This is a genomic window from Salinispora vitiensis (assembly GCF_000378825.1).
In the GTDB taxonomy this organism is placed as follows: Bacteria; Actinomycetota; Actinomycetes; order Mycobacteriales; family Micromonosporaceae; genus Micromonospora; species Micromonospora vitiensis.
The window spans coordinates 231,557-244,361 of sequence record NZ_KB900388.1; the positions used below are offsets into that span (position 1 = coordinate 231,557).

12 protein-coding genes and 2 pseudogenes are annotated in these 12,805 nt (G+C 67.9%); 11 read left to right on the forward strand and 3 right to left on the reverse strand.

Annotated features, from left to right (window positions below):
- Positions 1-31: 31 nt before the first annotated feature.
- The 10 genes and pseudogenes from nhaA to SALPAC2_RS0101215 all read left to right on the forward strand — a co-directional run bounded on the left by nhaA (position 32) and on the right by SALPAC2_RS0101215 (position 10,464).
- Positions 32-1,990: a Na+/H+ antiporter NhaA gene (gene nhaA / locus SALPAC2_RS0101170; RefSeq protein WP_018214801.1), complete on the forward strand. Its 1,959-nt coding sequence runs from the start codon at positions 32-34 to the stop codon at positions 1,988-1,990.
- Between the two features lie 105 nt (positions 1,991-2,095).
- The gene (locus tag SALPAC2_RS0101175; protein WP_018214802.1) at positions 2,096-2,401 is read left to right on the forward strand and encodes a hypothetical protein; all 306 of its coding nucleotides are present in this window, start codon (positions 2,096-2,098) and stop codon (positions 2,399-2,401) included.
- A gap of 193 nt (positions 2,402-2,594) precedes the next feature.
- The gene (locus SALPAC2_RS0101180) at positions 2,595-4,046 is read left to right on the forward strand and encodes a glucose-6-phosphate dehydrogenase (protein ID WP_018214803.1); all 1,452 of its coding nucleotides are present in this window, start codon (positions 2,595-2,597) and stop codon (positions 4,044-4,046) included.
- A 106-nt stretch (positions 4,047-4,152) separates the two neighbouring features.
- Positions 4,153-5,685, forward strand: a complete 1,533-nt coding sequence (locus tag SALPAC2_RS0101185) for an ABC transporter substrate-binding protein (protein WP_018214804.1) — start codon at positions 4,153-4,155, stop codon at positions 5,683-5,685.
- Positions 5,686-5,735: 50 nt separating this feature from the next.
- Positions 5,736-6,680: an ABC transporter permease gene (locus SALPAC2_RS0101190; RefSeq protein ID WP_018214805.1), complete on the forward strand. Its 945-nt coding sequence runs from the start codon at positions 5,736-5,738 to the stop codon at positions 6,678-6,680.
- Positions 6,677-7,558: an ABC transporter permease gene (locus tag SALPAC2_RS0101195; RefSeq protein ID WP_018214806.1), complete on the forward strand. Its 882-nt coding sequence runs from the start codon at positions 6,677-6,679 to the stop codon at positions 7,556-7,558. The genes SALPAC2_RS0101190 and SALPAC2_RS0101195 overlap by 4 nt, the downstream gene beginning before the upstream one ends.
- Positions 7,555-8,544, forward strand: a complete 990-nt coding sequence (locus SALPAC2_RS0101200; protein ID WP_018214807.1) for an ABC transporter ATP-binding protein — start codon at positions 7,555-7,557, stop codon at positions 8,542-8,544. The genes SALPAC2_RS0101195 and SALPAC2_RS0101200 overlap by 4 nt, the downstream gene beginning before the upstream one ends.
- Positions 8,541-9,563, forward strand: coding sequence for an ABC transporter ATP-binding protein (locus SALPAC2_RS0101205; RefSeq protein WP_018214808.1), 1,023 nt, complete (start codon positions 8,541-8,543; stop codon positions 9,561-9,563). The genes SALPAC2_RS0101200 and SALPAC2_RS0101205 overlap by 4 nt, the downstream gene beginning before the upstream one ends.
- A 224-nt stretch (positions 9,564-9,787) precedes the next feature.
- Positions 9,788-10,150 (forward strand): annotated as a pseudogene (locus tag SALPAC2_RS24260) (type II toxin-antitoxin system RelE/ParE family toxin).
- Positions 10,147-10,464, forward strand: a complete 318-nt coding sequence (locus tag SALPAC2_RS0101215; protein ID WP_018214810.1) for a helix-turn-helix domain-containing protein — start codon at positions 10,147-10,149, stop codon at positions 10,462-10,464. Before SALPAC2_RS24260 ends, SALPAC2_RS0101215 begins: the two are co-directional and overlap by 4 nt.
- Before the next feature lie 517 nt (positions 10,465-10,981).
- Here SALPAC2_RS0101215 and SALPAC2_RS25590 read toward each other — a convergent pair.
- Positions 10,982-11,560 (reverse strand): hypothetical protein, encoded by a 579-nt coding sequence (locus SALPAC2_RS25590; RefSeq protein ID WP_223874048.1) that lies wholly within the window; start codon positions 11,558-11,560, stop codon positions 10,982-10,984.
- Positions 11,561-11,706: 146 nt separating this feature from the next.
- Between SALPAC2_RS25590 and SALPAC2_RS25595 the strand changes: the two genes are divergently transcribed.
- On the forward strand, positions 11,707-11,898 hold the full coding sequence (locus SALPAC2_RS25595) for a hypothetical protein (RefSeq protein ID WP_080636846.1): 192 nt from the start codon (positions 11,707-11,709) through the stop codon (positions 11,896-11,898).
- Positions 11,899-11,914: 16 nt separating this feature from the next.
- Here SALPAC2_RS25595 and SALPAC2_RS28405 read toward each other — a convergent pair whose 3' ends face one another.
- Positions 11,915-12,301, reverse strand: coding sequence for a DUF4304 domain-containing protein (locus SALPAC2_RS28405; protein WP_080636847.1), 387 nt, complete (start codon positions 12,299-12,301; stop codon positions 11,915-11,917).
- Positions 12,302-12,467: 166 nt separating this feature from the next.
- Positions 12,468-12,695: pseudogene (locus tag SALPAC2_RS28410) on the reverse strand (hypothetical protein); the annotation flags it as partial.
- Positions 12,696-12,805: the final 110 nt, after the last annotated feature.

The window sequence follows — 12,805 nt, forward strand, 5'->3', positions numbered from 1 at the left end:
AGCCCGCGGTTCGGTGGGGGAGGATCCCCACGTGACGGGCGAAATTCCTCGTGGGCGGCGGTGGTCCGCCCGGAGCACCGGGGCCAACCGGCGCAGCTCCCCACTGCGGGCCTTCCTGCACACCGAGACCGGCAGCGCGCGGGTGCTGCTGGCCGCCGCCGTGGTCGCTCTCGTGTGGGTGAATCTCGACGAGTCGTCGTACGAGTCGCTGTGGAGTAGCACTTTCTCCGTCCAACTCGGCAACTGGCAGGTCTCACATGAGCTGCGGTTCTGGGTCAACAGCGGACTCATGACGTTCTTCTTCCTGGTCATCGGCCTGGAGGTGCGGCGCGACTTCGATCTGGGTGAACTACGGGAGCGGCGCCGGTTGATGTTGCCGCTGCTGGCGGGGATCGGCGGCATCCTGGCGCCGATCGCGATCTACCTGGCGTTCAACGCCGGGAAGCCGACGGCCATGGGCTGGGGCGTGGTGATGGCGACGGACACCGCGCTCGCGTTGGGCATGCTCGCCGTCCTCGGCCCCCGCTTCTCCGACCGGTTGCGGAACTTCCTGCTGACCGTCGCCGTCGTGGACGACCTGATCGTGATCGCGGTACTGGCGATCGCCTACCCGGAGCATCCGTCGCCGACGGCGCTGTTCGTCGCGGTGGGCATCTTCGCGCTTGTCCTGCTCATCCGCGCGGCCGGCGTGCGGTGGGGGCCGGGTTACCTGCTGCTGGGGGTGGCGGCGTGGCTGGCGGTGTCGGAGTCCGGGGTTGACCCCGTGGTGGTTGGTCTGGTTATGGGGCTACTCACCTACGCCTATGTCCCGGCCCGCACCGAGTTACGGCAGGCGGCCGACCGGTTCCGGCTGTTCCGGGAGCAACCCAGCCCGCAACTGGCGAGTTCGGTCCGGGCAGGGCTCGCGGCGGCGCTGTCCCCGAACGACCGGTTGCAACACATCTACCACCCCTGGGCCAGCTATCTGATCGTGCCGCTGTTCGCGTTGGCGAACGTCGGCGTGGTGATTGACGGTGAACTTCTGGCTCGCGCGGTGACCTCCCCGGTCACCCTCGGCGTCCTCTTCGCCTACGTGGTCGGCAAGCCGGCCGGAATCGTGATCGCCTCGATGCTGGTGGCCCGGCTCAGCCGGAACCGGTTCCGGGCACCGGTTGGCTGGGCCGCGATAATCGGAGTCGGCACCGTCTCCGGCATCGGGTTCACCATCGCGTTGCTGATCGCCACCCACGCCCTCCACGGGCCTGCCCTCGACGAGGCGAAGGTCGGCATCCTCGTAGCGACGGTCGGCGCCTCCCTCACCACCTGGCTGGTGTTCCGCCTCGCCGCCCGGCTCGCCCCGGCGCGGCGGGCCCGGGCGCTGCTGGGCGCCGCGGAGGGGATCATCGACCTGATGGTCCCGGTCGATCCGGATCGGGACCACGTCCGCGGTCCACGCGAGGCACCGGTGACCGTCGTGGAGTACGCCGACTTCGAGTGCCCCTACTGCGGGCAGGCCGAACCGGCGGTCCGGGAACTGTTGGCCGACTTCACCAGCATCCGGTACGTCTGGCGGCACCTACCCCTCACCGACGTGCACCCCAACGCCCAGGTGGCCGCTGAGGCCGCCGAGGCGGCGGGAGAGCAGGGGGCCTTCTGGGAGATGCACGACCTGCTGCTGGCGAACCAGGGTGAGCTGCGCCCCGCCGATCTGCTCCGCTACGCCGAACGACTCGACCTTGATCTGGACCGGTTCCGGGAGGACCTCGCTGATCGTCGTGGCGCTGCCCGAATCGCCGAGGATGTCGACTCGGCCGACCTGAGCGGCGTCTCCGGTACGCCGAGCTTTTTCGTCAACGGTCGCCGGCACCACGGCCCGTACAACATCGAGGCGCTCTCCGCGGCGGTCAAGACGGCGTTCGCCAGCGCGCGGCTTCGCCCCGCCGAGGGCCGGGAACCCGGCTACCGGCGCGAGGGTGGGCCGGAACGGCCGGACGCGGAACCGGGGAGCTGAGACCCGGCCCGGCGGAACGACGGGTGGGTCCACCGCCTGGCGGACGCGGACAGCGGGGGCCGGGGTGGGAAGGTTTCTGGTCGGCCCGTCGGGGAAGCCTGCGGTATGGCCGAAACCTTCGCGGATCAGGATCTGGCTACCCTGCGGTCCATCGCGCGTGGCGCCGGGATAGCGGACACCGAACGCATGCCGCACGACGAGTTGGTCGAGATGCTAAGCCGGGCGGGCTTGGCCGAACCGGACAGTGAGGCGGTCGAGCAGCCCACCCGGGATCCGGCCGGGCTCGCCGGCCTGCCCCGCAGTGATCTCACCCTGGGTGATGAGAGCACCGGTGGGCGGGCTGCTGAGGAGTCGATCGGTGCTCGCCCGGGGGAGTCGGGCACCGAGATTCCCGACCGCACCGAGCGCTGACCGCCGACCACCGACTACGGGCGCGCCGCCCCCGGGGACCGAACCAGCGTGTTCGGCCGCGGGGGCGGCGCATGCCTGACCCCACCTCGGTTGACCCGGTCGAGCCGGAGGCCGGGAAGGCCTGGACGTGACTGGCGGGCGGTCCGCGTCGAACCAGGCCGTACCGGCCGGCCCGGCAGGGCATGGTGGGGGTATGACGACCTCGCAGTCCACCACCGCCGGTCACCCCGCCCATCGGGGGAATCACCGCCCCCAGACGTTGCTCCTGCTGGGGGCGAGCGGTGATCTGACTGACCGGCTGCTGCTGCCGGGCCTGGGGCGGCTGGTGGCCACCGGTCCCGGTCCCCGGTCGAATCTCACCCTACTCGGCAGCGGCGCGGACGATTGGGATGACGAGCGTTGGCGTCACCGGGTAGCGGACGCTTTCGCCGCGGCGGGTGCGACCGGCCCTCGGGTCAAGGAACTCGTCCGCACCACCTGCTATCTGCCCGCCGACGTGACGAAGGAGAAGGATCTACGTCGGCTGTTGTCGAACTGTCACGACCAACTCGTGATCTTCTTCGCGCTGCCGCCGGCGATCACCGCCCAGGCCGCCGCCGAGCTAACCCGGATCGGTCTGCCACCGGGCACCCGGCTGATGTTGGAGAAGCCCTTCGGCACCGACGCCGTCTCGGCCCGCTCCCTCAATGAGGTGCTGGCCCGGCTGGTGCCGGAGGAGCAGGTCTATCGTATCGACCACTTCCTCGGCAAGTCCACGGTGATGAACATCCTCGGGCTGCGCTTCGCCAACCGGATCTTCGAGCCGATGCTGAGCTCCGCGCACGTGGCCTGCGTGGACATTGTTTTTGACGAGACGCTGGGAGTGGCCGGCCGGGCCGGCTACTACGACGGTGCCGGCGCGCTCATCGACATGGTGCAGAGTCACCTGCTCCAAGTCCTCGCGCTGATCGCGATGGACGCCCCGCCCACCCTCGACGCCCGGGACCTGCGGGGCCGGAAGGCGCAGGTGCTGCGGGCCACCCGGGTGTGGGCGGACGACCCGGCGACGTGGAGCCGGCGGGGCCGGTACGCGGCGGGGGAGGCCAACGGGGAACGGCTGCCCGCGTACACCGAGGAGCCCGGTGTTGACCCCAGCCGGGGTACCGAGACGTTCGCCGAGGTGGTGCTCTGCGTCGACACCTGGCGCTGGGCCGGCGTGCCGTTCCGGCTTCGTACCGGTAAGGGGCTCGCGGCCCGCCGCAAGGAGGCCGTGGTCACGTTCAAGCAACCGCCCCGGGTGCCATCCGGACTGATCGGGTACGACCAGCCGGACCGGCTGCGGATCGGCTTCGGCCCGGACCGGCTCGGCCTCGATGTCAACATCAACGGCCCCGGGAACCCGTTGGAACTGGGCCAGGCACACCTGGTGGCCGACTTCGGCCCCGGGGGGTTGCCGCCGTACGGGGAGGTGCTCCGCGGCGCCTTCGACGGCGACCCCACGCTGTCGGTCCGGGGGGACACCGCCGAGGACTGCTGGCGGATCATCGAGCCGGTGCTCGACTGCTGGCGGGCGGGGGCGGTGCCACTGCGGGAGTACCCGGCGGGCAGTCGGGGCCCAGAGGACTCCCTGCTGACCCCGGTGCCGGGGGTGGAGACCGAGGACTGACCGCTGCCGGGGTAGGCATTCGCCCCAAAATTTTTGACATGGTCCGGCTCGAGGGTGAGACTCACATGATCGTTCACTTTGCCGGGAAGAGTCCACAGGGGGGACCATGTCCAGCAAGAGATTCCGGGGGGCCGGTGTCGCGCTCGCCCTGACGTTCGGTCTGCTGGCGGGTTGCAGCGCCGGGGAGGGCGTCGATGTCGACGGGGGGCAGACCGGCGCCGGTGGGATCCTGACCGCCGCGATCAGTGGGGAGCCGGATCAGCTGGACCCACACCACACCTCGGCCTACCCCAGCTTCCAGGTGCTCGAGAATGTCTACGACACGCTCGTCGAGCCGGACGCGAACCTGGCGATGCAGCCCTCCCTGGCGACCGAGTGGACCACCAGCGATGACCAACTGACCTGGACGTTCACCCTTCGCGAGGAGGTGACTTTCAGTGACGGATCCCCGCTCACGGCGGAGGACGTGGTCTACTCGTACAACCGGATCATCGACGAGGAGCTGAACGCCGCGTACCGGTTCGCCACCGTCGAGTCGGTGACGGCCCCGGATCCGGGCACCGTCGTCGTGCAGCTGACCGCGCCCACCCCGAACCTGCTCGCCAGCCTCGGTGGCTTCAAGGGGATGGCGATCGTCAAGAAGTCCAACGTGGAATCTGGCGCGGTGAAGACGGAGCCGATCGGCAGTGGCCCGTTCGTTGTCTCCTCCTACAGCGCCGGGGACAGCATCAAGCTGGTGCGTAACGACAACTACTGGGGCACCAAGCCCAAGCTGGACGGGGTGACCTTCACCTTCGTGCAGGACCCGACCGTGGCCCTGCAGAACCTGCGCAGCGGCGAGGTGCAGTGGACCGACAACCTGCCGCCGCAGCAGGTGTCGGCGCTTCGTGAGGACGACGACCTCGTCGTGCGCTCCGCGGCGTCGAGCGACTACTGGTACCTGGCTCTCAACCAGGCCCGCAAGCCCTACGACGATGTCAACGTGCGCCGGGCGGTCGCCTACGCGCTCGACCGGGCGGCGATCACCAAGGCCGCCAAGTTCGGGCTGGCGACGGTCAACCAGACCGCCATTCCGAAGGACAGCGCCTACTACTACGACTACGCGCCGTACCAGCAGGATCTGGCGCAGGCGAAGCAGCTGCTGGCCGAGGCGGGCGGGACCGACCTGACCATGGATCTGATGGTCACCAACGAGTACCCGGAGACGGTGACCGCGGCGCAGGTCATCGCGGCGCAGCTCGAGGAGATCGGCATCACCGTCAAGATCCGTACGCTGGACTTCGCCCAGTGGCTCGACGAGCAGGGCAAGGGGAACTTCGACTCGTTCATGCTCGGTTGGCTGGGCAACATCGACCCCGACGAGTTCTACTACGCCCAGCACCACAGCGCTGGCACCTTCAACTTCCACGGATACCGCAACCCGGCCGTGGACAACCTGCTCGACCAGGCCCGGACCGAGACCGACCAGGCCGCGCGGAAGCAGCAGTACGAGCAGGCGGCCAAGCAGATCGTCGACGACGCCAGCTACCTCTACCTCTACAACCCAGACGTGGTGCAGGGCTGGTCGCCGCAGATCAGCGGCTACGAGGTCCGCGCCGACCGGGCGATCCGGTTCCGCGACGTCGACCTTGCCCGGTGAGGTGGCGGGACCTTGCTGGTGATGCTCAGTGAGTTGGCGGGTCACTCCCGGTGACCCGCTTCATCCTGCGCCGGCTGCTCCAGTCCGGCATCGTCCTCCTCGGCGTGACGTTGGTGGTGTTCCTGCTGCTGCAGCTCGTCCCCGGTGATCCGGTGCGGGTGGCGCTCGGCACCCGCTTCGACCCCGAGACGTACGAGGCGCTGCGCTCCCGGGCCGGGCTGGACCAGCCGCTGCCGGTGCAGTACGCCAGCTACGTCGGGCAGGCGTTGACCGGCGATCTCGGAGTCAGCTTCCGCAGCGGCCGGCCGGTGACCGCGATCGTGCTGGAGCGGCTGCCCGCGACGCTCTCCCTGGCGATCACCGCGGTCGTCTTCGCGCTCCTGGTCGCCTTCCCGCTGGGGGTGCTCTCGGCCCTGCGGAGCGGCTCGGTGTTCGACCACGCCGCGCGGGTGTTCAGCCAGTTCGGAGTCTCGGTACCCGACTTTTGGATGGGCATCATGGGCATCCTGCTCTTCGCAGGGGTGCTGGGCTGGTTTCCGCCCTCGGGTTACGTGGCCCTCACCGAGGATCCCGTCGGCTGGGCGTCGCACGTCTTTCTCCCGGCGGTCACGGTCGGCCTGGTCACCGCGTCGATCCTGACCAGGTTCATCCGATCCTCCGTGCTGGAGGTGCTCGCTGAGGACTATGTCCGCACCGCCGAGGCGAAGGGGCTGCCCACCCGCGTGGTGGTGGTGCGGCACGTCCTGCGGAACGCGCTGATCCCGGTGGTCACCGTCGTGGCGGTGCAGCTGGCCAGCCTGCTCGGCGGCGTGATCGTGATCGAGGTGCTCTTCGCCTGGCCCGGGGTGGGTCGACTCACCTACGACGCGGTGCAGGCCCGGGACTATCCCGTGCTCCAGGGGGCGATCCTGCTCGTGGCGGCGCTGTTCCTGGTGGTCAACCTCCTGGTGGATCTCCTCTATGCCCGTCTTGATCCGAGGATTCGGGTGCGATGAGCGGAAACGGTGACTCGACGTCGCGCCGGGCGCTGGTGGCGCTGGGCCGCGACCCGCTGGCCGTGACCGGCGGTGTGGTGCTCGTACTGCTGGTCGTGGCGGGCCTGGCCGGGTCCTGGCTGGCCCCCGCCGGCATCAACGAGGTGGATGTCGACCGGATGCTTCAGTCGCCCAGCTGGGCGCACCCCTTCGGTACCGACGAACTCGGTCGGGACGTACTCAGCCGGGTCCTGGTCGCCGCCCGCGTCTCGCTGCAGGTCGGCGCGGTCAGCGTGGGGATCGCCCTGCTGGCGGGTGTCACGCTGGGGCTGTTCGCCGGCTACTACCAGGGGTGGCTGGACAACGTACTCATGCGCTGCATGGACGTGTTGTTCGCGTTCCCGGTCCTGCTGCTCGCGGTGGCCATCGTCGCGGTCCTGGGGCCGGGCCTGAGTACCGCGATGGTCGCGATCGGCGTGGTCTACACCCCGATTTTCGCCCGGGTCACCCGCGCGGGGGTGCTCTCCGTCCGGGAGCAGGTCTTCGTCCGGGCGGCAGTCGCCACGGGGGCATCGGATCTGCGGATCATGCGGCGGCACGTGCTGCCCAACATCGCGGCGCCGCTGATCGTCCAGACTTCGCTCTCACTGGCCTTCGCGATCCTGTCCGAGGCGGCGCTCTCCTTCCTCGGGTTGGGGGTGCAGCCGCCCGAGCCGGCCTGGGGCCGGATGCTGTACGACGGGCGCGGGTTCGTCACCGACGCGTGGTGGCTGGGCTTCTTCCCCGGTGCCGCGATCTTCCTCACCGTCCTGGCGTTCAACCTGGTCGGAGACGCGCTCCGCGACGTGCTCGACCCTCGCCAGCTCACTGTCAGCGAGGCGAGGAGGAACGCCGGATGACCGACGAAGCTGTGCTGTCCGTCGCGGACCTGACCGTGACGATCGGTACCCGCCGGGGAGCGGCCCGTGCGGTCGCCGGCGTCGACTGGTCGGTCCGGGCGGGGGAGACGCTCGCCCTGGTCGGTGAGTCGGGCAGTGGCAAGAGCATGAGCGTGCTCGCCGCCACCGGGCTCGCCCCCCGCGCGGCCCGGGTCACCGGAGACGTCCGGCTACTCGGTACGGACCTCGCCGCGCTGTCGGCGGCACGTCGTCGGCGAATGCGGGGGCGGCACGTCGGTTTCGTCTTTCAGGACCCGATGACCTCGCTGAACCCGGTGCTGACCGTGGGCCGCCAGATCGGCGAGGCCAGCGAGGTCCACCTCGGACTGACCCGGCGGGCTGCCCGGGCCCGCGCCATCGAGATGCTCGAACTCGTCGGCATCCCCTCCGCCGCCGACCGGGTGGACGCCTACCCGCACCAGCTCTCCGGTGGGATGCGTCAGCGCGCGGTGATCGCCATGGCCCTGGTCTGCGAGCCGGATCTACTGATCGCCGACGAGCCCACCACCGCGCTCGACGTGACCACGCAGGCCCAGATCGTCGAGTTGGTCGCCGACCTGCAACGGCGCCTCGGCACCGCGGTCGTCTGGATCAGCCATGACCTCGGCGTCGTCGCCGGGCTCGCCGACACGGTGGCCGTCATGTACGGCGGTCGTATCGTCGAGCAGGGAGAGGTGGACGCGGTCTTCGCCGAACCGGCGCACCCGTACACCGCGGCGCTGCTCGCGGCGCGGCCGGACCCGGACGCGAACGTCACCGAACTGGTCACCATCCCGGGGACGCCGCCCAGCCCGCTGGAGCTGCCCGAGGGGTGTGCGTTCTGGCCCCGCTGCTCGGTTCGCGGGGACAGCCGCTGCGAGCGGGAGTTGCCGCCGTTGGTGCCGGTGTCGGCGGGGCACCAGGTCCGGACCTTCTATCCGCGCCAGCCGACTGGGGAGGACCGATGACCGGGGAGAGTGTGGCCACCGACGCGGTCGCGGAGCTGACCGACCTGGCGGTGTGGTTCCCGACCCCGGCGGGGGTGGTCCACGCCGTGGACGGGGTGTCCCTGACGGTACGCCGCGGCGAAACCCTCGGTCTGGTCGGTGAGTCCGGCAGCGGCAAGTCGACGACCGGGCTGGCGCTGCTGCGCCTGGTCGAGCCGACCGCGGGTACGGTCCAGGTGGCGGGGCAGGACGTGACCCGCTGGTCGCGGCGGCGGTTGCGTCGGCTGCGCCGCCGCGTCGCCATGGTGTTCCAGGATCCGCAGGCCTCCCTGGACCCGCGGCACACCGTCGGGGCGAGTATCGCCGAACCGCTGGCCGTGCACCGGCTCGCCGCCAGCGGCGCGGCCCGGCGGGACCGGGTGGCCGAACTGCTCGACCTGGTCGGCCTGCGGCGCGATCTCGCCGAACGGCACCCGCACGAACTCTCCGGCGGCCAGCGGCAGCGGGTGGGCATCGCCCGAGCGCTCGCCGGTGAGCCGGACCTGATCGTCCTCGACGAGCCGATCGCCTCCCTGGACCTGAGCGTGCAGGCGCAGATCATGAACCTGCTCCGTGGGCTGCAGCGAGAGCTCGGGCTGACTTACCTCTTCATCGCGCACGATCTCGCCGCCGTCGAGCACATGAGCGATCAGGTGGCCGTGATGTACCTCGGCCGGATCGTGGAGAGCGGCACCCCGGCGCAGATCTGGCGGGAGCCCGCCCACCCTTACACTGCCGCTCTCCTGTCGGCGGTGCCGGTGGCCGACCCGCCGGTGCAGCGTGGTCGCCAGCGGATCATCCTGGCCGGTGATGTCCCGAGCCCGATCGACCCGCCCACCGGCTGCCGGTTTCGGACGCGGTGCCCGCAGGCCCGGCCCGACTGCGCCCAGACCGACCCGGTGTTGGTCGAGATCGGCTCCGGCCACCAGGCGGCCTGCCTGTTCGCGGGCGAGGCGGTACGCGCGATGCGGGCGCAGCCCGTCAACGCCTCCTCGCCATGACCGCTGCGATCGCACAACAATAAGGTCAGTGCACCTGGTCCGGGGAGAAGGCCGCCGGATCGAGATTGCCTACGAGTAGACGCCTCTGCGGTGTCCAACGGCGTGAATAGTCAACTCGTCGCCGTGGAGGTGGTAGCGGACTCGGTAGTCACCGGCACGTTGCCAGGCCAAACGCATCCCGCTCTCGCCAGCATGGGTGGTATAGCGCCCGCTATACTCTGGGGATGGCTACCGACGAGTGGGAGATCTACCTCGTCAACGAGGTGCAGGAGTGGATCGGCAGGCTCGATCCCCTCACCCACGCCCGCGTCGGGTAAGCCATCGACCTGCTCGCCGAAGCCGGCCCAAGACTCGGCCAGCCACTGGTCGACGCGATCCACGGCTCCGCCCTCGCCAACCTCAAAGAGCTACGCCCCGGCACCGTCCGCATCCTGTTCGCTTTCGACCCGTGGCGCGCCAGCATCCTGCTCGTCGCCGGAGACAAGGCCGGACGATGGCAACAGTGGTACACCGAAGCGATCCCCCTGGCCGAGCAACGCTACGAGATCTACCTCAAGGAACGCGCCAAGGAGGGCCGACAGCTATGAACAGCTACGCACGCTGGAGCGACATCCGCACCACCCACGTTGAACGCGCCGGCGGCGAGCAGGCCGTCGAAGACGGCAAACAGGAACTCCTCGCCACCGTCGTCGGACACCGACTCGCCGAGGTGCGCCGCACCCGCGGCCTGACCCAACAGCAGGTCGCCGAGCGCATGGGCGTCACCAAAGGCCGCATCTCCCAGATCGAACAAGGCAAAATCTCCGGCCAAGACATCGTCGCCCGATACGCCGCCGCCCTTGGCGGACGCCTCCACCAAGCCATCTACTTCGACGACGGCAACATCGCCGCCATCGCATAGCGCCCAACCAACACACCAAGATCAGACTGGCTCAAAACTGCTCTACAAGAACATCAAGAGCACCGGCTACGCCGGGCGCACGCGCACGCGCTATGCCGTTCTGGCCCGCGCACACGCCCACCAACAGCGGCCACACATCCTGCGCCCGGACGATTCACCGATCGAGTCCGTGACGATCCCGTCACCGACCGCCCTGAGCGAGTGGTTGCGGCGATCGACGCCGCGACCCTACGCGCCGCGCCAGCGGATACTTGCCCACTGTCGCGATCATGCCCTCTTTCATTTACTTATTAGATAGATACCCAATACCCGACAGCAACGCTGACGGCAACCTCCGCGAACAACCACCACCCCAAGAGCGCAAGGAAGCAGCGCGAATGCGTTAGGTAGCGGCGTGCTATCCCGTCATTCAGCCATGAATGGTCATTCTCTGCCGCGCCACCAAAGGCGCTCCAAGGAAATTATCTAACCGCCTCCAATGGTGACCGCGCTGCCCTTGGGGGTGCGCCAGGAGCCGCTACTTCTTGGAGACTGTCGAAGTCCCGCCCGACATAAGGGAGAACATCCGGGCAAGCACCCTTCGAACATCTGAATCTCGATCGAGTCGCTCCAGCGATTCGAACCTTGCCGGATCGATATCCATCGTGGCAACTCCTCCGGCGCCTCCATCGTCCAAGGTCGGAAACAGTAGGAGGCATCGGTAGGCACGCACAGCCCCTCCTCGCTCCTCCCGCAACAGCGACTGAACGACAATGAAGTCCTCCTTAACCTGGCTGCGGAGCGCGTCTACCGAGGTCCACCGGGTCGCCCATCCTCGACCCTCCGCTTCCAACTGAATCTCAATCAGTGTATCGAAGCTGATCTGACAGACCCGAAAGTCAGGGTCGGTAGAACGAATAACAGGCATCAGGGCGCTACTCTCCGTCGTAGACGTCGGTGTGGATTTTTGTCTTCGGGTCGATTCGCCTGTCATTGATCCTTCGCTGAAGTTCGTCCAAGCGGTGCTGACCTCCAAGAACCTCCCGTCACGGGAGACAAGAATTCCATCGCCATCTGCGGGATTGGTGATCCCGTCCAACAGTTCCTTGTTGCTCAATTCCTCGTGATACCACTGCGACGCCGGGTCCCGAGACGACTGGCCCGGCCTAAAGTTATTTCCTGTATCGCCAGCATTCTCATAACGCCTCGAAAACGGGACTGTACAAATAACGGCTGATCGACCGATCAAGGGAGAGGCGCCAGATGATGACCAAGACCACCGTGGAACAGTCGGCCAGCGGGCCGGTAGGTGCGGTCACGGATGAGCAGTTGATCGCGATGCTGGTCGATCGGGCTCGTGATGACGGGTTGAAACAAGGTGCCCATCCTCCGAGCTACTGCAAGCTAAGAATTTTCCTCATTTCCGCATGCATCATTACGCGCTCCGAAATTTGATCCTGGAGCACATGCCTTAACCCAGAAAGATCCGTAGCATGGTCGAGTATTTCGACGATTGGGTCGACAACCCTCCCCCCACGGCCACCCACCACTCATGCTCTCCCAGGTGACTAAACGCGTCGCCATTCAAGAGCCGGAGATCCCCCGGAGACAGCTTTTTGATGGCTTCAACTCGGAAGCGGACCAGGCATTTTGACTCAGGAAGCCACCCCCGCACCACCCGATCAGCCGGGGCAAACCCGAGATTCAAGTAGAACGACGAATCCCATCTCGACGGCTGGAGGTGGACGACGGAGTACAGGTCGGGGCTGAGACGATGCCAACTGTCCCCACGTAGACGAAACCCTCGCTCCGCGAGCGACTCCGCCAGAATAGCCGTGAGCCCTTCTTTTGCCGCCACTAGAGATCCTTACCTCGAATAGGTGTCGAGAATACCGGTCCAACTCTGGCCCGTCATCTGTTCCAACTCCGACACATAGTCGGCCAAACCGGCGACGACCAGCCGCCTGACTGCTGGCTGCATCTGACTTCAATTCATGGACGACGCGATCATTCCAGTCGATTACGTCAGGCCGTAGGTCACTTGGAATAGTAAATTCGTAGTCGTATCCGTCTCCCAGGGCCGTTCGATAATTTTGATGCGTAATTCTATCGCGTGCGGCATCCACGTTTTCGCCGGATGTGAATTGTCCCTTGGTGTTCCTCGGACAGCCGCCCGTATTGTGTACGAGGACCGGGGTGTTGCCGGCCACCACATAGTACGTGTGGAGGCCGTCAACGGTGAGGTTGTGCACTCGTCCCTGGCGGAGAGCTTTGGTGATTGCGGTGATCTGGGTCCCGGTTCGGCCGAGGTCCGCAGCCCATGCGGGGCTTGAATTGCTCGCGGGTGACCGGTCCTGGCCCC